Origin of the sequence: Parvibaculum sp., assembly GCF_039680535.1 — a bacterium.
Taxonomy (GTDB): Bacteria; Pseudomonadota; Alphaproteobacteria; order Parvibaculales; family Parvibaculaceae; genus Parvibaculum.
In genome coordinates, this window is sequence record NZ_JBDKSS010000025.1 from 135,662 (window position 1) to 154,819 (window position 19,158).

The following is a 19,158-nucleotide window of genomic DNA, read 5'->3' on the forward strand; positions in this document are numbered from 1 at the left end:
GATTCCGCTCCGCCTCGTCTTGCACGGCATGCCCCGCTTGATGCGGGGCATGCCGCTGGATTCTGTGGGGCCGCTACCCGTTTTTCCTCGTCGCCTGCTCGCGGTCATATTGTTCCGCGCGGTCGAGGCGGCCATGCGCCGGATAGACCCAGGTGTCCGGCGGGCCGACATCGACATGCACAAAGGGATGCTTCACCGGATAGAAGCCGGCGCCGCCCTTGTTCAGCTTTTTCGCCACGCGATAGATCATCTCCGGGTCGGAAAAATCCTGCGTGAGATCCATTGCCATGCCGCGCATGTGAAAGCTCGACGGATCGACGCCATCCGAATGTGCGGAAAGCCAGGCATTGGTGCTTGCCGAGCGGTAGCCAGACATTGTGTAGAGCGGCTCGTTCGACGGCGTCAGGCTGTCGATCTCCCAGAGAAGATCGAGCAGGTCGGTATGCATCCGCGTCGTTTCGGCGGTGCGCAGGTCGCGCATGAAACGGTCGATCTCCTTCAGCGCGCCGTCGATATATTCGCCGTCCGCCCAATAGGTGATCTTCAGCTTCTCGCCGGAATTGAGGTTCTGCATGTTGAGCATGCGCTTATAGGGTGCCGATGCCTTGACGATGGCGGGGGCGGCAATGATACCGACCGCGCCGGCAGTCAGCGCAAGCGCCGTGCGTCTTGTAAGGCCGGATCGCTTCTTCATGCCGCTCTCCTCACTGCACCGAATGCAGATGGCCGATCAGCGCGTCGGGTGCGTGCGCCGCGAGCGTTCGCCCGTTCTTCTCGGGCATGAGCTGCACAAAGCGATAGCCGCGCTTTTCCAGCGTCACGATGAGGTCAGAGAGCATGTCCGCGGTATGCGGCTTCGTGTCATGCAGGATGAGAATGCCGCGCCCGATCTGATCGATATTGACGAGTGCGCGTTTGTAGACCTGCGCGCTCGAAATCTTCAGCCAGTCATCGGCGCCGAAATCGCAGGAGACGGTCGCGATGTTGCGCGCGCCGAGCCAGCTTCTAAGGGCCTTCTCATCGTTGAGACCGGGAAACCGAAAGAAGGGCGCGAGGCGGGCTTGAGATGCGGGTGGGGCGCTTGCCAATGCGGCTTCGACCGCGGCGAAGCCCTTGGAGATTTCCTGTTTCGCCTCGGGCTTCGACAGGTGGCGCAGATTGTTGGGATGGAACCAGCTATGTGTGCCGATGGTGTGGCCCCGCGCCGCGACCTCACGCACGAGATCGGGCCGCGCATGTGCGTACCAGCCGACCATGAAGAACGTCGCCTTGATGCAGTGGCGGTCCAGAATGTCGAGGACGCGCTCGGTCGTTTTTGGGTCGGGCCCGTCATCGAAGGTGAGGGCGATTTCCTTGGGCCCGAGCATCTGGCCCTTGGCATATTGCATCGTCCCATAGGCCGCGCCGCCCCGCGTCGGCAGTTCGACGGTGGGCGTGTGCGCCGGGGCGCGGGGATCGGTCGGGCAGGCGATGCCTTCCGCGCGTGCAGTGCCGCAAAGGCCGGACGAGAGCCCGGCCAGCAGGAAAGCAGCGGTCAGCGAGAGATATCTCAAGGTTGCGCCCCCGGTCTGGTACGGGGAGCTTAACATTGTCCCAAAACGGGAAAAGTGAAACTTCCGTCGCTCAGGCGCCCGGCCGCCAGTCTTTTTGCGCCATCTCGAAGCCCGCGAAATCGAAACCGGGGGCGACGGTGCAGCCGACCAGCGTGAAGGCCCCGAGAGGCTCCGCCGCCTGCCAGTGCCGCGCAGGCACCACGAGCTGCGGCCTGTGGCCCTGGGCAAGGTCGGGGCCGAGAACGAGGCGGGCGGCGAACTGGCTGTCCGGCGAGACGGAAAGGGCGAGCGGCCCGCCCGCATACCAGTGCCAGACCTCCGCCGCATCGACCTGGTGCCAATGAGAGCGCTCGCCCGCCTTCAGCAGGTAATAGATTGCCGTCGAATGGGCGCGGTCGCCCGCATGGTCCCGAAAGGTTTCGCGAAACCAGCCGCCTTCGGGATGGGGCGCGAGGTCGAGCAGGCGGATGATCTCGTCGGCGTCGAGCGCGGCGATTTCCATGTTCAGAACTTGTCCTTGCGGGCGCGCGTTTCCGCGAAGACATCGACATCGGCGGCGTTCGGCAGGCCGATGGTCGCGCGAAGATCGGCGCTCGCGGCGCGGAGAAACGGGTTCGTCGCCTTTTCGAGCGCGATGGTGGTCGGCACGGTCCATTCGCCCCGCGCGCGCTTGTCGTCGATTTCCTTCGCGCGGGCAACGAGCGCCGCGTTATGCGGCTCGACGGTCAGCGCGAAGCGGGCATTGGACTGCGTATATTCATGGGCGCAATAGACGGTCGTGTCGTCCGGCAGCGCCATGAGCTTGCCGAGCGAGGTCCACATCTGCGCCGGAGTGCCCTCGAAAAGACGCCCGCAGCCAAGCGCGAAAAGCGTGTCGCCGACGAAGACCACGTGGTCGTCAGCGAAGTGATAGGCGACATGGCCTCGCGTATGTCCCGGCACATCAATGACGCGGGCGCGTGCCGATCCGACTTCCACGATATCGCCTTCGCCGACGGCGCGGTCGATACCGGGGATGAGATCCTTCTCGCCCTTCGGGCCGACGATCGTGCAGCCGGTTTTCGCCTTGAGTTCCGCATTCCCGCCCGCATGATCGAAATGATGATGCGTGTTGAGGATATGCGTGAGCTTCCAGCCGGTCGTCTCCAGCGCATTGAGGATCGCGGCCACCTCGGGCGTGTCGATCGCCGCCGTGGCGCCATTCGCGGAGTCATGGACCAGATAGCCGTAATTGTCCTTCAGCGCGGGGAATTGATAAATCTGAAGCTTGGCCATGAGGATCGGCTTTCCTTGAGGGTTTGCTCCTTCCAACCTAATGCGCGAGCCTTACGAGTTGAACCCCGAAACGGCTGCGATAAACCATTAGGAAAAATCTGCTAGGCTTTCTCCATGCCGATGGATGTCATCGATCTCAGGGATTTTTACGGGCGGCCGCTGGGCCGCGTCGCGCGTTCGTTGATCGGGCAGCGCATCAGAGCGCTTTGGCCCGATGCGAAGGGGCTTTCGGTCCTCGGCCTTGGTTTCGCGACGCCCTATCTCGGCATGTTTCTTGGCGAGGCGGAACGCGTCATCGGGCTCATGCCAGCGCAGCAGGGCGTGCTGCGCTGGCCATCGGAGGGGCGCTCTCTCACGGGCCTCACCGACGAAAAGGAATTGCCGCTCGAGGATGAGAGCATGGACCGGGTGCTCGTCGTGCATGGGCTCGAAGCGAGCGAGGCCATGCGCGCCATGCTGCGCCAGGTCTGGCGCGTGCTGGCGCCGGGCGGGAGGGTCATCATTGTGGTGCCGAACCGGCGCGGCCTCTGGGCGCGGCGCGAGGTGACGCCCTTCGGTCAGGGTCAGCCCTTCTCGCGCAGCCAGATCACCCAGGCGTTGCGCGAGTCGATGTTCAGCCCGGCGAACTGGGAGACGTCGCTTTTCGTGCCGCCCTTCGACTGGCGCCCGCTCATGCGTTCGGCCCGCGCATGGGAGCGCGTCGGCTCGCTTCTCTGGCCGCGCTTCTCCGGCGTCATCATTGTCGAGGCGACGAAGCAGATTTACGCGGCAACGCCAATCCGCGAGACAAAGCGCATCGAGGCGATCCGCCAGCGCGTGCGGGCCATCGCGCCTGTGTCGCAGGGCTGGCCGAGAAAAGAGAGCTAGTTACTTCCGCGACATCAGCAGCACGGCGTCTTCGGCCATGAGATTGTCGAGCGTGCCGGGGCGGCCGACGCGGCGGGCGCGGTTGCCGGAGACGCTCACCGCGTCGTCGATGCGGAAGCCGACTTCCTCGCAGAGAGCCACGAAATCGCGCACCGTGCAGAGGTGAATATTCGGCGTGTCGTACCAGTCATGTCCAAGCGTCCTCGTCACCGGCATGCGGCCGGTCCAGAGAAGCTGGAGACGCACGCGCCAGTTGCCGAAGTTCGGGAAGGAGACGATGCAATGCTTCCCGATGCGCTGCATCTGGCGCAGCACTTCGCGCGGATTGCGCGTCGCCTGAATGGTCTTGCTCAGGATCACATAGTCGAACGCATCCTGCGGATAGTCGCTGAGATCGGAATCCGCATCGCCCTGTATGACCGAAAGGCCGCGCGAGACGCAGGCATTGACGCCTTCCTGGCTCAGTTCGATGCCGCGCCCATCGACATTCTTCGTGCGCGCGAGGAGCGCGAGCAGCGCCCCGTCGCCGCAGCCGACATCGAGCACGCGCACATTGGGCTCGATCATCTCGGCGATGAGCGCAAGGTCGATGCGGTTCTGCACGTAACCATGGGCCGGGGCGATTTCAGTCGACGTCATTTAAGCCCTCGCCGTTCGGCGGCGGCGCCGATGAAGCCCTTGAGCGTCGCGAACATTTCGGGCTCGTCGAGCAGGAAAGCGTCATGGCCCTTGTCCGTCTCGATCTCGACGAAACTCACATTGGCGGCGGCCGCGTTCAGCGCATGCACGATCTGGCGATTGTCCGAGGTCGGAAAGAGCCAGTCGCTCGTGAAGGAGACGACGCAGAAGCGCGTCTTTGTGTCCTTGAAGGCGTTGGCAAGCACGCCGCCGCAATCCGCCGCGAGGTCGAAATAATCCATCGCGCGGGTGATGTAGAGATAGGAGTTCGCGTCGAAGCGATCGACGAAGGTCGAGCCCTGATAGCGCAGATAGGACTCGATCTGGAAGTCCGCGTCGAAGCCGTAGGTCACCTTGTCGCGGTTCTGGAGATTGCGTCCGAACTTGCGATGCAGCGCCGCTTCCGAAAGATAGGTGATGTGCGCCGCCATGCGCGCGACGGCGAGGCCCTTCGCGGGGCTCGTTCCCTCGTCGAGATAGGCGCCGCCCCGCCATTCCGGATCGGCCATGATCGACTGCCGCCCGACCTCGTGGAAGGCGATGTTCTGGGCCGAGTGGCGCGCCGCCGTGGCGATGGGGATCGCGGAGAAGACGCGCTCAGGATAGGCCGTCGCCCATTGCAGCACCTGCATGCCGCCCATGGAGCCGCCGATGGCGCAGAAAATGTCCTTGATGCCGAGCCGGTCGAGCAGCATCGCCTGCGCCCGCACCATGTCGCCGATGGTGATGACCGGGAAGGACAGGCCGTAGGGCTTGCCCGTCTTCGGGTCGATGTCCTTCGGCCCGGTCGTGCCCATGCAGCCGCCGATGACGTTCTGGCAGATGACAAAATAGCGGTCCGTGTCGATGGGGAGGCCTGGGCCCACCATCATCGGCCACCAGCCACCGGGCTTGCCGGTGATGGGGTGGCGGCTCGCGACATGCTGGTCGCCGGTCAGCGCATGGCAGATAAGCACGACATTCGACTTGTCGGCATTGAGCGTGCCATAGGTCTCGTAGGCAATGGTGAAGGGCGAGAGGCTGACCCCGCAGTCGAGCTGAAGCGGCGCCTCCGGCCCGAAGGTCGTGACGGCGCTGACGGCCCTCACCCTTGCGGCCGCGTCGTCCGGCTCTTTCTGAAATTCCACGGTCTGGCTCATCGCCCGGCGATCTTTCCTCAAGTCCCGGCCTCAAGTCCGGCTTGGGCCGCGGGCGGTCGGGGACCTTTCCGGGTGCTTGCCGGGCCTTGCCGGACCCCCGGCGGCAGGGTGCATAGCTAGGGACGCACCCCCCTAAATGTCAATGTTTTCTTTGATTTTGGCGGGTTGGCCGCTTATGAATACCGCTCTTGCGGGTGGGGGCACGGGGGGCCTTTCGGCCCGTTTCCCGAGCTTCCGGAAAGCCCGCCCCTTCAGTCTCCAGATGCCCATGTCGACCACCAGCAAAGAACCAGCCAAGGCGCTCAGCGAGGTCCGCCGCGAGATCGATACGATCGACGACGCGATCCAGGATCTGCTGATGAAGCGCACGGAACTCGTGGTCGAGGTCGCGAATGCGAAGGCGCGCGCCGCGAGCGCGAACGGGGAGGGCAGTTTCATCGCCTTCCGGCCAGGCCGCGAGGCCTCGGTGTTGCGCCGTCTCGCTTCCCGGCAGAAGGGGCGTATGCCGCTCAAGGTCGTGTTCCGCATCTTCCGCGAAGTCATTTCGACCATGACGCGCATTCAGGGCCCCTTCCGCATCGAGGTTTTCGGGCCGGACAACGCGCTTGCCTATTGGGATCTCGCGCGGAGCTATTACGGCTCGTCGACGGAGATGGAGCTTCACGACACGGCGCGCGAGGTGTTGCGCCGCGTGACCCATGACCGCTCGGCAGTCGGCATCCTGCCGCTTCCCGGCAATTTCGAGGGCGGCGACTGGTGGTCGGCGCTTGTGAATGGCGCAAAGGATGGGCCCCGCGTCGTCGCGCGCATACCATTCCTCGAGATCGGGACCGAGAGCGATGCGGTGAGCGCGCTCGTCGTGACGCGGGCCGAGTTCGAGGCGACCGAAGACGATACGAGCCTTCTCGCCATTACCGTCGAGAGCAATGTGAGCGAGGCCATGATGACCGCCCGTGTGAAAGCGGCGGGCTTCGACGCCACGCGCATCGCCGTTGCCGAAACGAAGGACGGGCAAGCGCTCCGCCATAATCTTTTCGCCATCGCGGGCCATATCACCGCCGATGACGCGCGGCTCGACGCCATCACCTCGGATGGGACTGTCGAAAGCGCGCACATCATTGGCGGCTATGCGAACCCGGTTCAACGCGCGAAAGACGGCGAATGAAATGACGAAGAAACCAGTTCCCCAGAAGGGCATTCTCGAGATCGCTCCCTATGTCGGCGGTCGTGCCCACGCACATGGCGTGGCCAAGGTCTTCAAGCTCTCGGCCAACGAAACGCCGCTCGGGCCTTCGCCGCTCGCGCGCGAGGCCTTCGTCCGCTCGGCCGACCAGCTCGAATTCTACCCGGAAGGCTCGGCCGCCGAATTGCGCGCGGCGATTGCCGAACGCTATGGCCTCAATCCGGACAATATCGTTTGCGGTTCGGGCTCGGACGAGCTGTTGCACCTGCTTGCCCAGGCCTATCTCGGCGAGGGCGATGAGGCGATTGCGACGGAGCACGGCTTTCTCGTTTATCCGATCGTGACCCGCGCGGCCGGCGCGAAGATCGTTCAGGTGAAGGAGAAGGGGCTTCGCGCCGATGTCGATGCGATCCTCGCCGCGGTGACGCCGAAGACGAAGATCGTCTTCCTCGCCAATCCGAACAACCCGACGGGAAGCTATCTGTCGGTCGAAGAGGTGAAGCGGCTTCACGCCGGGCTTCGTCCCGACATCCTCTTCGTGATCGACGCGGCCTATAGCGAATATGTCGCGAAGAACGACTATGAGAGCGGTATCGAACTGGTCGCCACGTCCCAGAACGTGGTGATGACGCGCACCTTCTCGAAGATTCACGGCCTGGCAGCCATCCGTCTCGGCTGGATGTATGCGCCTGCTCATCTGGTCGACGTCATCAACCGCATTCGCGGGCCTTTCAACGTCTCGATTCCGGCGCTTCAGGCGGGCATTGCTTCCATCCGCGATATCGACCACTTCGAAAAGGCGCGGGCGCACAATGCCGAATGGCTCGAATGGCTGTCGGTCGAGATCTCGAAGCTTGGCCTCGATGTGGCGCCGAGCGTCGCGAACTTCCTGCTCATCCGCTTTCCGAGCGAGCCTGGCCGCACGGCGAAGGATGCCGACGAGTTCCTGATGAAGCGGGGCCTCATCCTGCGTCAGGTCGCGTCCTACGGCCTGCCCGATTATCTTCGCCTCTCGGTCGGCATCGAAGAGGCGAACAGGGCCGTCGTCGCGGCGCTGGCGGAATTTTTGGGACGGAAGCCATGAGCGCCGAAAGGGCAGTCGATCCGCGTTTCGAGCGCGTCGCCATCATCGGCCTCGGCCTGATCGGCGGCTCGCTCGGCCATGCTATCAAACGGGCCGGGCTTGCTGGCCATGTGGCGGGCTATGCGCGCTCGGCGGAGACGCGGGCCCGTGCGCTGGAAATCGGCTTCATCGACAGTGCCCATGAGACGGCGGCGGAAGCGGTGAAGGATGCCGATCTCGTCGTCATCTGTACGCCGGTAGGTGCGCTCGGTCCCGTCGCGGCTGAAATCGAACCGCATCTGAAGCGCGGCGCGATCCTTACCGATGTGGGCTCCGTCAAGATGGCGGTGGTGCGCGACATCGGCCCCTATGTGCCGGAGGGCGTGCATTTCATCCCCGGCCATCCGATCGCGGGCACCGAACAATCGGGCCCCGATGCGGGCTTTGCCGAACTCTTCGACGGGCGCTGGTGCATTCTCACGCCGGGTCCGGGTGCGGACCGCGATGCCGTGGCCCGGCTCGCCGCCTTCTGGCAGGCATGCGGCTCGAAGGTCGATTACATGGAGCCGAAGCATCACGATCTGGTGCTTGCCATCGTCAGCCATCTTCCGCATCTCATCGCCTATAACATCGTCGGCACGGCGGACGATCTGGAGACGGTCACGGAATCGGAAGTCATCAAATATTCGGCGGGCGGCTTCCGCGACTTCACGCGTCTTGCCTCGTCCGACCCGACCATGTGGCGCGACATCTGCCTCAACAACAAGGACGCGATCCTGGAAATGCTGGGACGCTTCTCCGAGGATCTGTCGGCCATGCAGCGCATGATCCGCTGGGGCGATGGCGAGGGATTGTTCAATCTCTTCACGCGCACCCGCGCCGTGCGTCGTTCGATCATCGAAGCGGGTCAGGACACAGCCGCGCCGAATTTCGGACGCACGCCTGCGCAGAAGAAATAGCGCTCGTCAGAACAGCGGTTCGAGCCTCGCGACCAGCACCGGACCGAGAAAGATCTTCCCTTCTGTGATGGTGACGGGCACGCGCACGCGGCCTGCCTGATCGCCCTGCAATTCCGCGACGATGCCGAGACCGACCGTCGCGATACGCTCGTCCTTTGCGCTGATGACCTTGCCTTTGACGAGAGCTTTCAGAAGTCCCGCATAGTCGGCCACGGAGGCCTCGAGGCGGCCTTGCGGTCGCGCTTGCGCGTCGAGTGAAAGCTCGCCCTGCGCCCAGAGGTCGAGCGGCCCCCATTTGACCTGCATGTCGGAAATCGTCAGGACGCCGCCGCCCTGCGCCCAGGCGCGACCGAAATCGACAGGGCTTGCATTGGTGTTGCGCGGCAGGTTCCTGATCCGCGCCTGTGCGGCAATCACATCGATGCGCGGGCCGAGGACGCGCGGCGCATCGCTGTCATCGAGCGCCATGTTGTCGCCCTGAATGGCGACGTCGTAGCTCACATCGGCGGTGGGCGGTCCGCCCGCTGCGTCCGCAGGCCTTGTGTGGAACTGAAGCCGTCCGGCCGCAAAGCGCTGGCCAGCGCTCGGCGCCTTTCCGTCCTTCAGCGCGACGAGATTGTTGATGTCGATGGCGAGCCGGCCGAAGGGGGCATCCTTCACATTCACATAGCTCGCCCATGTGCCTTCCGCGGAGATGCGAACGGCATGGCGCTTTCCGCCATTCCTGGCGGGATCGCGATATTGCAGCAGCTGTTCGCCGCCGACCTTGAGCACGACATGATTGAGGCTATAGGGCAGGAAGTCGGCAGCGAGACTGTCCGCAGACCACCGCCAGGCTTCGGGGGCATTGGGCGCGGAGACGGCTGGCGCGGTGAAGTTCGCCTCGACGCGATAGGGATAGCCCGAGATCGCGAGGCCGCTCCAGTTGACCGCGACGTCGCCCGATTGATGCTGGGCCGCGAAGCTTTCGAGGAAGTCCCGTGCCTTGCCGGCCATCACGTACCAGTAGATGGAATAGATGGCCGCGAGGACGGCAAGCGCAATGGCCGGCAGGAAGATGCGTGCGCGCGTGGCGGGCTTCCGCAGCGGGGCTTCCGATGGTGTGCTGGTCATTGGGTCGCTAAAGTGGCCTGTCATTTTTCGAGGCGCAGCATGCAGGATTTATGGGTCTTTGGATATGGTTCGCTGATGTGGCGGCCCGGCTTCGAGTTCGAGGAGCGCCGGCCGGCCCTGCTCAAAGGCTACCATCGCGGCTTTTGCGTTTATAGCCATGTCCACCGGGGCACGCCCGAGCGGCCCGGTCTTGTGTTCGGTCTTGATACAGGCGGCGAGTGCCGCGGTGTCGCCTTCCGTGTCGAGGCAACGCGGGCGGCCGAGACGCGCCGCTACCTCGAAGCGCGCGAACAGGTAACCTCTGTTTATGTCGAGGCGATGAAGCAGGTGAAGCTGGTCGACGATGGCAGCCATGTGGAAGCGCTCTGCTATCTGGTCGATCCGACGCATCCGCAATATGCGGGCGAGCTTTCCTTCGAGAGGCAGGTGGCGCTGATTGCGGCGGGCGAGGGCAGCTCGGGCAGGAACCCGGACTATCTCGAAAGTACGGTCCGCCATCTCGAAGAGGCGGGCATCGCCGACAAGGATCTCACCCGGCTTTGGCAGGCCGTCGAAGAGCGGCTGCGTCAATCCGCGTGACGCCGGTGAAGCGGGCGAGGTCTTCGAGTGTGGCTTCGACGGCTGCTTTGCGGGCGCGGTCGAGCTTCACGCCGGGCTCGAGCCAGAAGCCTTTCACCTCCAGCCGGTCCTCGGCGCGGTGCACCTTGAGGTCCGCGCGGGCGGTGAAGCGTGTGCCTTCAAGGATCGGCAGCACGTAATAGCCATAGCGGCGCTTCGCTTCCGGCACGAAGATTTCGATCGTGTAGTCGAAGCCGAAAAGCCGTTGGGTGCGCTTGCGGTCGCGGATCGCAGGGTCGAATGGCGAGAGGAGCCGCGTGCTCTCGTCCGGGTCGGGAAGGGCCGCGATGTCGGCCTCGATGGAGGCGGGCGCGAAGGCGTGGCGATGGCTCCCATCAGCGCCTTCGACATTCACCTCGATAATCTCCTTTCGCCGTATCGCCGCTTTCGTCCAGTCCCTGGCTTCGGCGATTTCGATGAGGTCGAAGAAGCTCGCAAGCTCCGTCGGCGTGGCGAGCCCGAGCCGGGCGAGCGCTTCGCGGCAGGCCCAGTCGACGGTCTGCTTGCGTGTCGGACGTGCGGCGCGGAGATCGGCAGGGATCACGCGCTCCGAGAGATCGTAGATTTTCTCGAAGCCGTCGCGGCGCGAGATGGCGAGTTCGCCCGTGCGCCAGAGATATTCGAGCGCCGTTTTCGATGGACCCCATCCCCACCAGCCGCCTGCTCCCTTGTCCTCGAAATCGCGTGTCGAGACTTCGCCATCGCGGCGTATGCGCGAGCGAACCTTGCGGATCGTTTTCTCGGGCTCCGGGCCAAAGCGTTCGCGCCAGCGCGGATGATCGATCCGGGCCTTCGCCGCTCGAAAGCGGTGATGCCAGTGCGGATAGAACTCCATCGGGATCAGCGACGCGTCATGCGTCCAGTGTTCGAACAGAGCGCGGTGGTCGTGGTGCAACGCGTTCAGGCGTTCACGTTCATACTGCGCAGCCCGCGAGAAAAGGATCATGTGATGCGCGCGTTCGACCGTATTGACGGAGTCGAGCTGTACGAAACCGATGCGCCGCACGAGCCCGAGAAGATCATCATGACCGAGAGCGTCGTCGTGGCGGGTTCCAAGCGCGTGGCGCTCGAGGAAGAGACGTCGCGCCGCGTCGTTGGAAATGTCGAGCGCGGTCATCCCCGCGGCTCGAAGACGAATTCGAGCTTGAGCCCGTCCGGATCGGCGAACATCACCGCGTAATAGCCCTCGCCATATTGGGGATAGTCGGCGGGCGCGTCGAGGATCGTCGCCTTGATGTCGAGCAGGAGCTTGTAGAGCGCATCCACATCGGCGCGGCTCTCCGCCTGCAGTGCAAAATGGTGGAGCCCCGGCGAATAGCGGTCATGGCGGCGCGAGCGCCCGAGTTCGGTTGCTTCCACAATGCCAATGGTCGGCAGGCTGTCGCGCGAGGTCGCATGTTCCCAGTCTATGCCGCGCTCGTCTTCCGACCAGCGGCGATAACCCATGAAACCCAGCACCGCGTCGTAGAAGGGCGCCGATTGCGAGACTTTGGAAACGGTGAGATCGAGATGATGAAGAAATCCGCGCATGTGACTCAGTGGCCGCTCCAGGGTGTGACGGGCACGCTCGCGACGGCGTTGAAGGGCGAGCCGTCGATGATCTTGTCGCTGATGGCGAGATAGACGAGCGTTTTCCGCTTCGCATCGACGATGCGATAGACCTTGGTATGCTTGAAGAAGACGGAGGTCTTTTCGGAATAGACCTTCTCGCGGTCCCGGAGCTTTGCGAGGTCCGCCGTGATCGGCCCGGTCTGGATGCAGGAGAGCGAGAAGCGCGACGGGTCTTCCGCAAGGCCCACCATGCCCGACATGCCGCCGGTGCGCGCCTGCGCGATATAGCAGGTGACGCCGCCCACTGCCGTATCGTCGAAGGCGGAGACGCAAACCTTGTCGTTCGTGCCCATGACGCGGAAGGTCGTCGAGACGCAGTCGATGTCGTCGGCGAGTGCCGGTGTGGCGAAGAGTGCGAGGAGTGCAGTTGCGAGGATTGGCTTCACGTCTGTTTCCTTTGCCCCTTTTTCGTCATGGCCCGGCTTGACCGGGCCATCCACGTCTTGCCACCGGGATAGGAAGACGTGGATGCCCCGCATGAAGCGGGGCATGACGGGATGGAATGGAAAGTCTAACTCAACCGCATTTCGAGAAGCCGCAGGAGGTGCAGGTCTCACAGCCCTCCTGCCGGATCATGGCGCGCTCGCCGCAGCGCGGGCAACCCTTGAGCTTTACCGCACCGGCGTTCGGCTCCACGGGCTCGCCGACGACGGCGCGGACGGCTTCCTTCAGCGGGTGACCGTCTTCCTTGGCAATGAAGCCCGTATCGATCATGTGCTGCTCGATGATTTCGCCGATGGCGGCGAGCAGGCTCGGCACATAGCGGCCCTTCATCCATGAGCCGCCGCGCGGATCGAAGACGGCCTTCAGCTCTTCCACGACGAAAGTGACGTCGCCGCCGCGGCGGAACACCGCCGAAATCATGCGCGTCAGCGCCACTGTCCAGGCATAGTGCTCCATGTTCTTCGAGTTGATGAAGATCTCGAAGGGGCGCCGCCTGCCGTCCTGCAGGATGTCGTTGATGGTGATGTAGATCGCGTGGTCCGATTCCGGCCATTGCAGCTTGTAGGTGAAGCCCGGCAGCACCGTCTCGCGTTCGAGCGGCTTCGACATGTAGACGACGCCATCCTTCTCGTAGGGCGTCTGCTTCGGCGCATTGAGCGCGAGGGCAGCTTGCGTCTCCTCGGGCTTCGGAGCCTCGACGGAAAGAACGGAGCCGCGCACATCGCTCGGGCGATAGGTGGTGCAGCCCTTCAGGCCCATCTCATAGGCGTGAGTGTAGATGTCCTTGAAGTCGTCGAAGGAAATATCCTCCGGCACGTTGATCGTCTTGGAGATCGAGCTGTCGATATAATCCTGCGCGGCGGACTGCACGGCGAGATGCTCGCCGGGCGTCAGTTCCTGCGCATTGACGAAATAGTCGGGCAGGGCCGCCGTCTCGCCGAAGGCCTCGTGGAACTTCGCGACCGCATAGTCGACGACCTTTTCCTCGCGGCGCGTGCCATCCGGCATCAGCACCTTGCGCGTATAGGAATAGGCGAAGACGGGCTCGATGCCGGAGGACACATTGCCCGCGAAGAGCGAGATGGTGCCGGTCGGCGCGATGGAGGTCACGAGCGCATTGCGGATGCCATGCTGCGCAATCGCCTCGCGCACATCCTCGTCGAGCGTCTTGATGGTTTCGCTCGCGAGATAGGCGTCGCGGTCGAAAAGCGGGAAGGCGCCCTTCTCCTTGGCGATCTCGACCGAGGCGAGATAGGCCGCGCGGGTCAGCGCATGCATCCAGCGGCGGATGAGCTCGATCGACTGCGCCGAGCCATAGCGCGAGCGGCACATGATGAGGGCGTCGGCGAGGCCTGTGACGCCAAGGCCGATGCGGCGCTTTGCATGCGCTTCGTGCGCCTGCTGCGGCAGCGGGAAGCGCGAGACATCGACCACATTGTCCATGGCGCGGACGGCGACGGAGACGAGTTCCGAGAGTGCCTTCTCGTCGATATGCGCCGTGTCGCTGAAGGCGTCTTTCACGAGCGCCGCGAGATTGATCGAGCCGAGAAGGCAGGCGCCATAGGGCGGCAGGGGTTGCTCGCCGCAAGGATTCGTCGCGTTGATCGTCTCGCAGTAACGGAGATTGTTCCGCGCATTGATGCGGTCGATGAAGATGACGCCCGGTTCCGCATAGGCATAGGTCGCGGCGATGATCTTGTCCCAGAGCGCGCGGGCCTTCAGCGTCCTGAAGGTCGTGCCGTTGAAAACGAGGTGCCAGTCGGCATCCGCCTTGACCGCGGCCATGAAGGCGTCGGTGACGAGCACCGACAGGTTGAACATGGTGAGGCGGCCGGGCGTGCGCTTGGCGTCGATGAAGGCTTCGATGTCCGGGTGATCGCAGCGCATCACGGCCATCATGGCGCCGCGGCGCGAGCCCGCCGACATGATGGTGCGGCACATGGCGTCCCAGACATCCATGAAGGAGAGGGGGCCAGATGCGTCCGCGCCCACGCCCTTCACCGGCGCGCCCTTGGGGCGCAGCGTCGAGAAGTCGTAGCCGATGCCGCCGCCCTGCTGCATGGTCAGGGCCGCTTCCTTCAGGCTGTCGAAGATGCCTGCCATCGTGTCCGGGACTTCGCCCATGACGAAGCAGTTGAAGAGGGTCACGTCGCGGCCCGTGCCTGAGCCTGCGAGAATGCGGCCCGCGGGCAGGAAGCGGTAGCCCGACATCGCGTCATGGAAACGCTTGAGCCATAGCTCGCGCGCCTCCGGCGCCTCTGCCTCGGCCAGCGCCGTCGCCACGCGGGTCCATGTGTCCTCGACGGTGAGGTCGACAGGCGTGCCGTCCTCGCCGTGAAGGCGGTATTTCATGTCCCAGATCTGTTCGGCGATCGGATGCATCGGGTCTCGCTCAAGTCGTTCGGCGTTGAAAGGGCCGACAGTCTAGCACGGAACCGGACGTTGAGTGTTCTCATTCTGTACCCAATGAGAACACAGGACAAGCTCATCTAATACACTGATAAGGAAATATAATTTCGGCTATCAACATTATCCACAGGATAACACCGTCTCACTTATCCACAGGATGCCCGGCTTCGGAAAGCAGGCGCTCGGTGGCGACTTCGATGCGTTCCGAGAGCATCTCCATGAAGGTCTCACGGTCGAGCCCCGGCGGGATCGGATCGAGGAATTCGACGACGATGGTGCCGGGCCGCCGCAGGAATTTGCGGCGCGGCCAGAAGAGGCCGGAATTGACGGCCACGGGCACGCAGGGGACGCCGAGCTGGCGGTAAAGCGCGGCCACGCCGGGCTTGTAGTCGAGCTTCGCGCCGGGGGCCGCACGGGTGCCTTCCGGGAAGATGACGATGGGCCGCTTGAGGGCGAGCGCCGCCTTGCCCTGCTGGATCAGGTGGCGGACCGCCTTGGCGCCCGCGCCACGGTCGATGCCGATCATGTCGGCCTTTTTCGAGAACCAGCCGTAATAGGGAATCCAGAGGAGTTCCGCCTTCAGCACGATGGCGGGGTCCTTCAGGATTACCGGCATGGCGATCGTGTCCCACATCGACTGGTGCTTGGCGGCGACGAGGACGCCACCCTCGGGCAGCTTGCCGCGCACCTCATAGCGCGTTCCCGCGATGACCCTGAGGAGCCAGATCGCAAGCGCCGAGAGGTTGTGGATGACGAAGACCGCAGCGCCGCGCGGCATGAGGAGCGCGGGCGTGGCGGCAAGGCCGACCACGATGGCGGTCAGATAGAGCGCGAGGTTGTAGACGATCGAGCGGAGCCAGAGCAGCACGGTCGGCGATCCTTTGGCCTTAGTAGGTTTCCGGGCGGATGAGCGCCCGCGCATGGGCGAGCGTCAGCAGATATTTCGAATATTCCGAAGCCAGCAGCTTCGTCGTGCCGGGAAAGTCCCACCAGCCGTCGAGATGCAGCGTGCCCTGCACGACAGGGAAGGGCGTAATGGAGACGCCCGGCATGGCGCGGCGAAGCTCCAGCGTCGCGCGCGGCATGTGATAGGTCGAGGTCACGAGGATGATCGAGCGGTATTTATGCGCGCGCACCCAATCGGCGGTTTCGTTGGCATTGCCGATGGTGTTTTCGGCTTGGCGCCCTATGTCGACGCAGCAATCGAACTTGGCGCCCGATCCGCCGACAGCGGCCTTCACGGCGGCGCGCTTCACCTCCGGATGGACGCCGGTGATGAGCAGGCGCGCGCCCTTGCCGTCCTGGAGCAGCTTCATCGCTTCGTTGAGTCGGCCTTCGCCGCCCGTCAGCGCGACGATCCCGTCTGCCACCGGCATGTCGGCAGGCGGCCTGCGGTCGAGTTCCGCGACGAAGATGAAGAAGCCGACAACCCAGGCGAGCACGACCATGCCCAGCACGGTCAGCAGCCGCCGGCCGAAGCGCTGGCCCAATCCATCCCGTTCGCTCTCTCCGGCCGCCATTCCGTCTCGCCAGTTCCAGTTCCATAAGCCCCGTGGACCCTGATGGGGGTTCGGCGGCGGCTGGACTTTAGCATAAGGGGCAAGGGCGGCGCATAGGCCGGAATTGCGCGCGGCTTTCGGTTTGACAAGGTCGATATTTTGATATGCGTTATGTTCACATGAATATAGCGCCGGCGGAAATGCCGGCGCGGATCGCTTTTGAACGGCGGGGGTCATCATCGTGCTGCGCTTATCGGGAAAACCTGCCGGCATGGGCCGGCGTCTGTTCATGTCGGCCCTGTTGGGTTGCGCCGTGCTTGTGGGCACAGTATCCGCCGGTGCCGCGCCTGCGCGCGCAGGTGAACCGCTGGTCTTTGCGGCGGCGAGCCTCAAGAACGTGCTGGACGACATCATCAAAGCCTATGCGGAAACAGGCGGCGGCAAGGTCGTCGCGTCTTATGCGGGAAGCTCGGTTCTCGCCCGGCAGATCGAGGCGGGCGCAAAGGCCGATATCTTCATCTCCGCCGATACGGACTGGATGGATTATCTCGCCAAGCGCGGTCTCATCGACGGGCAGAGCCGTTCCGATCTGCTCGGCAATCGTCTGGTGCTGATTGCGCCTGCGGATTCGAAGGTTGCGATCACCATTGGCCGGAACTTTCCGCTGCGCGCCGCGCTGGGCGACGGACGGCTGGCAATCGCCGATCCGGAATCCGTGCCCGCCGGAAAATATGCCCGCGCCGCGCTCACATCGCTCGGCGTATGGGGCGATGTCGTCGACCACACCGCGTCGGCGGAGAATGTGCGCGTCGCGCTTGCCTATGTCGCGCGGGGCGAGACGCCGCTCGGCATCGTCTATGAGACCGACGCGAAGCAGGAGCCGAAGGTTCGTATCGTCGGCTATTTTCCGGAAGACACGCATCTGCCGATCATCTATCCGGCCGCGCTGACCAAGGGTGCGACGCCCGAGGCCGCCCGCTTCCTCGAATTCCTGCATGGCGACAAGGCGAAGGCCGCCTTCCTCAAGGCAGGGTTCACGGCTCTTTCGCAGGGAGCGCAGCAGTGAGGTCTCGCTTTTTTCGCCGACCGGTTACAACAGGCGGTGCAGCGTCCGCAGCACGGTAATCCGCGCCGTGATCATGGCGACCAGCGCGGCGACGATCGGCACGGCCGCCAGCGCCGGATAGAACTCGATCCGGAGGCTTGAAACCGGCACGAGGAACGAGTTCGCGGACTTCCCATACCAGGCAAGGCCGATAAAGGTCGCGACCGAGAGCGCGAGGCCGATGATGCCGCCGCGCAGGCCGAGATGCAGGAAATGGCGCTGCACCTCGGAAGCGATGAACTTGTCGCGCGCGCCGATCATGTGCAGAACTTCCACCACCTCACGATTGGCCGAAAGCCCGGAGCGCGTGGCGAAGGTGACGATGGCGATGGTTGTGGCGGCGACGACGGCGAGAACCGCATAGGCGAGCCATTGCGCTGAACGCGCGGCGCGCACAAGCTCGGTCTGCCATTGGCGGTGCGTGTCGAGGATCGCGCCGGGCGCAACCTCGGCGAGGCGCTGGGCAAGGGCCTCCACATCCGGCGGCGCGTTCGGGTTGATGCGCACATCGACAAGGCGCGGCAGCGGCAGGTCTTCGGTCACATTGCCTTTGCCGAGCCAGGGTTCGAGCAGCGCTTCGGTATCGGCCTTGCTCAGCGCATCTGCGCCTAGGACGCCCTGCGTTTCGGTGAGCAGTTTCATCACCGCCTCGACCTGCGCATCCTGCGGCATCGCGTCCGAGGGCTTCACCTCCACAGTGAGCGCGCCCGAAAGATCGCGCGCCCAGTCGGCGGAGGTTCGCCCGACGGTGAGCGCGGCGCCGAGCGACAGGCTTGCGAGAAAGCACATGGCCGCGATGACGAGGATCAGCGAAAGGCCCGCGCCGTCTGCCGCAGGCATGACGCTGCGCGTCTCGACCATGATGGCCTTGAGCCTGCCGCCGAAGCTTCGCGGCTCGTGAAGCGGCACGTCCTTCTCTCTGGCGGCCGGGCGGATCTTGGCGCGGGGTTCAGCCACGGATGGTCAACCTCCCGCTGTTGAGCATGAGTTCCGGCGCGCCCGCCGCCTCCACCAGGGCGTGGTCGTGGGTCGCTATGAGCACGGAGGTGCCGAGCCGGTTGAGCTCGATGAAAAGGCGCAGCAGACGTTTGCCCATGTCCGGATCGACATTGCCCGTCGGCTCGTCGGCGAGCAGCACGTCCGGCTGCGCGACTACGGCGCGGGCGATGGCGGCGCGCTGCTTCTCGCCGCCGGAAAGCGTCGGCGGCTTGGCCATCATGCGCTCGCCAAGGCCCACCCAGGCGAGCAGTTCCTTCACATCGGCGCGGTAGCTCTCCTCGGCCTTTCCCTGAATCTTGAGCGGCAGGGCGACGTTTTCATAGGTCGTCAGATGGTCGAGGAGGCGGAACTCCTGAAAGACGACGCCGACGCGCCGCCGCAGGTCCGGCAGTTCGGCGCGGGGCAGGGTCGCGATGTCGCGCCCGAACATGGTGATGAGGCCCCGCGAGGGCCGTGAGGCGAGAAACATGAGCTTCAGAAGCGAGGTCTTGCCCGCGCCCGAGGGGCCGGTCAAAAAGTGGAGCGAGCCCGGCGCGAGGTGAAAACTCACATCGCGCAGGATCTCCGGCCCCATGCCGTAGCGCATGCCCACATTCTCGAAGCGAATCATGGCTCGAAAGGTAACATGGAAGCGGCCGGGCGC

The 19,158-nt window shown here is 64.3% G+C and carries 21 protein-coding genes; 6 read left to right on the forward strand and 15 right to left on the reverse strand.

Annotation, left to right across the window (positions count from 1 at the left end):
* Nucleotides 1–73: 73 nt before the first annotated feature.
* The 4 genes from ABFC66_RS15965 to gloB form a co-directional block, all read right to left on the reverse strand.
* The gene (locus ABFC66_RS15965; RefSeq protein ID WP_346741962.1) at nt 74–694 is read right to left on the reverse strand and encodes a DUF882 domain-containing protein; all 621 of its coding nucleotides are present in this window, start codon (nt 692–694) and stop codon (nt 74–76) included.
* A gap of 10 nt (nt 695–704) precedes the next feature.
* Complete coding sequence (locus ABFC66_RS15970; RefSeq protein ID WP_346741963.1) at nt 705–1,553, reverse strand: polysaccharide deacetylase family protein; 849 nt, start codon at nt 1,551–1,553, stop codon at nt 705–707.
* A gap of 70 nt (nt 1,554–1,623) precedes the next feature.
* Nucleotides 1,624–2,055: a cupin domain-containing protein gene (locus ABFC66_RS15975; protein ID WP_346741964.1), complete on the reverse strand. Its 432-nt coding sequence runs from the start codon at nt 2,053–2,055 to the stop codon at nt 1,624–1,626.
* A 2-nt stretch (nt 2,056–2,057) separates the two neighbouring features.
* Complete coding sequence (gene gloB / locus ABFC66_RS15980) at nt 2,058–2,828, reverse strand: hydroxyacylglutathione hydrolase (protein ID WP_346741965.1); 771 nt, start codon at nt 2,826–2,828, stop codon at nt 2,058–2,060.
* Nucleotides 2,829–2,942: 114 nt separating this feature from the next.
* Between gloB and ABFC66_RS15985 the strand changes: the two genes are divergently transcribed.
* Nucleotides 2,943–3,695 (forward strand): methyltransferase domain-containing protein, encoded by a 753-nt coding sequence (locus tag ABFC66_RS15985; RefSeq protein ID WP_346741966.1) that lies wholly within the window; start codon nt 2,943–2,945, stop codon nt 3,693–3,695.
* Here the strand turns inward: ABFC66_RS15985 and metW are convergent, their stop codons facing one another.
* On the reverse strand, nt 3,696–4,334 hold the full coding sequence (metW, locus tag ABFC66_RS15990; RefSeq protein WP_346741967.1) for a methionine biosynthesis protein MetW: 639 nt from the start codon (nt 4,332–4,334) through the stop codon (nt 3,696–3,698).
* Nucleotides 4,331–5,512 carry a homoserine O-acetyltransferase gene (locus ABFC66_RS15995; protein WP_346741968.1) on the reverse strand — a complete coding sequence of 394 codons (1,182 nt, stop codon included), beginning with the start codon at nt 5,510–5,512 and terminating at the stop codon, nt 4,331–4,333. Before ABFC66_RS15995 ends, metW begins: the two co-directional genes overlap by 4 nt.
* A gap of 268 nt (nt 5,513–5,780) precedes the next feature.
* Between ABFC66_RS15995 and ABFC66_RS16000 the strand changes: the two genes are divergently transcribed.
* From ABFC66_RS16000 to ABFC66_RS16010, 3 genes are read left to right on the forward strand one after another with little or no spacing between them, the layout of a single operon-like run.
* Nucleotides 5,781–6,677: a chorismate mutase gene (locus tag ABFC66_RS16000; protein ID WP_346741969.1), complete on the forward strand. Its 897-nt coding sequence runs from the start codon at nt 5,781–5,783 to the stop codon at nt 6,675–6,677.
* 1 nt (nt 6,678) lies between these two features.
* Nucleotides 6,679–7,779 carry a histidinol-phosphate transaminase gene (hisC, locus tag ABFC66_RS16005; protein ID WP_346741970.1) on the forward strand — a complete coding sequence of 367 codons (1,101 nt, stop codon included), beginning with the start codon at nt 6,679–6,681 and terminating at the stop codon, nt 7,777–7,779.
* A complete protein-coding gene (locus tag ABFC66_RS16010) occupies nt 7,776–8,717 on the forward strand; it encodes a prephenate/arogenate dehydrogenase family protein (protein WP_346741971.1) in 942 nt (313 codons plus the stop codon). Before hisC ends, ABFC66_RS16010 begins: the two co-directional genes overlap by 4 nt.
* A 6-nt stretch (nt 8,718–8,723) precedes the next feature.
* Here ABFC66_RS16010 and ABFC66_RS16015 read toward each other — a convergent pair whose 3' ends face one another.
* The gene (locus ABFC66_RS16015) at nt 8,724–9,830 is read right to left on the reverse strand and encodes a DUF2125 domain-containing protein (RefSeq protein ID WP_346741972.1); all 1,107 of its coding nucleotides are present in this window, start codon (nt 9,828–9,830) and stop codon (nt 8,724–8,726) included.
* Between the two features lie 39 nt (nt 9,831–9,869).
* Between ABFC66_RS16015 and ABFC66_RS16020 the strand changes: the two genes are divergently transcribed.
* Nucleotides 9,870–10,409: a gamma-glutamylcyclotransferase gene (locus ABFC66_RS16020; RefSeq protein WP_346741973.1), complete on the forward strand. Its 540-nt coding sequence runs from the start codon at nt 9,870–9,872 to the stop codon at nt 10,407–10,409.
* Here ABFC66_RS16020 and ABFC66_RS16025 read toward each other — a convergent pair.
* The 6 genes from ABFC66_RS16025 to ABFC66_RS16050 all read right to left on the reverse strand — a co-directional run bounded on the left by ABFC66_RS16025 (nt 10,360) and on the right by ABFC66_RS16050 (nt 16,432).
* Nucleotides 10,360–11,565: a crosslink repair DNA glycosylase YcaQ family protein gene (locus ABFC66_RS16025; protein WP_346741974.1), complete on the reverse strand. Its 1,206-nt coding sequence runs from the start codon at nt 11,563–11,565 to the stop codon at nt 10,360–10,362. The genes ABFC66_RS16020 and ABFC66_RS16025 overlap by 50 nt on opposite strands.
* Nucleotides 11,562–11,978 carry a VOC family protein gene (locus ABFC66_RS16030; RefSeq protein WP_346741975.1) on the reverse strand — a complete coding sequence of 139 codons (417 nt, stop codon included), beginning with the start codon at nt 11,976–11,978 and terminating at the stop codon, nt 11,562–11,564. The genes ABFC66_RS16025 and ABFC66_RS16030 overlap by 4 nt, the downstream gene beginning before the upstream one ends.
* A gap of 5 nt (nt 11,979–11,983) precedes the next feature.
* On the reverse strand, nt 11,984–12,445 hold the full coding sequence (locus ABFC66_RS16035; protein WP_346741976.1) for a CreA family protein: 462 nt from the start codon (nt 12,443–12,445) through the stop codon (nt 11,984–11,986).
* A gap of 130 nt (nt 12,446–12,575) precedes the next feature.
* Nucleotides 12,576–14,885 (reverse strand): adenosylcobalamin-dependent ribonucleoside-diphosphate reductase, encoded by a 2,310-nt coding sequence (locus tag ABFC66_RS16040; RefSeq protein WP_346741977.1) that lies wholly within the window; start codon nt 14,883–14,885, stop codon nt 12,576–12,578.
* Nucleotides 14,886–15,054: 169 nt separating this feature from the next.
* Entirely contained in the window at nt 15,055–15,780 is a 726-nt protein-coding gene (locus ABFC66_RS16045; RefSeq protein ID WP_346741978.1) for a lysophospholipid acyltransferase family protein, read from the reverse strand.
* A 19-nt stretch (nt 15,781–15,799) separates the two neighbouring features.
* Nucleotides 15,800–16,432 carry a YdcF family protein gene (locus ABFC66_RS16050; RefSeq protein ID WP_346741979.1) on the reverse strand — a complete coding sequence of 211 codons (633 nt, stop codon included), beginning with the start codon at nt 16,430–16,432 and terminating at the stop codon, nt 15,800–15,802.
* A gap of 250 nt (nt 16,433–16,682) precedes the next feature.
* Here ABFC66_RS16050 and modA point away from each other — a divergent pair, with 250 nt between their 5' ends.
* Nucleotides 16,683–17,477, forward strand: a complete 795-nt coding sequence (gene modA, locus ABFC66_RS16055) for a molybdate ABC transporter substrate-binding protein (protein WP_346741980.1) — start codon at nt 16,683–16,685, stop codon at nt 17,475–17,477.
* A gap of 24 nt (nt 17,478–17,501) precedes the next feature.
* On the opposite strand, the gene ABFC66_RS16060 is transcribed toward modA, so the two are convergent.
* On the reverse strand, nt 17,502–18,473 hold the full coding sequence (locus ABFC66_RS16060) for an FtsX-like permease family protein (protein WP_346741981.1): 972 nt from the start codon (nt 18,471–18,473) through the stop codon (nt 17,502–17,504).
* Nucleotides 18,466–19,125 carry a cell division ATP-binding protein FtsE gene (gene ftsE / locus ABFC66_RS16065; protein WP_346741982.1) on the reverse strand — a complete coding sequence of 220 codons (660 nt, stop codon included), beginning with the start codon at nt 19,123–19,125 and terminating at the stop codon, nt 18,466–18,468. Before ftsE ends, ABFC66_RS16060 begins: the two co-directional genes overlap by 8 nt.
* Nucleotides 19,126–19,158 lie beyond the last annotated feature (33 nt).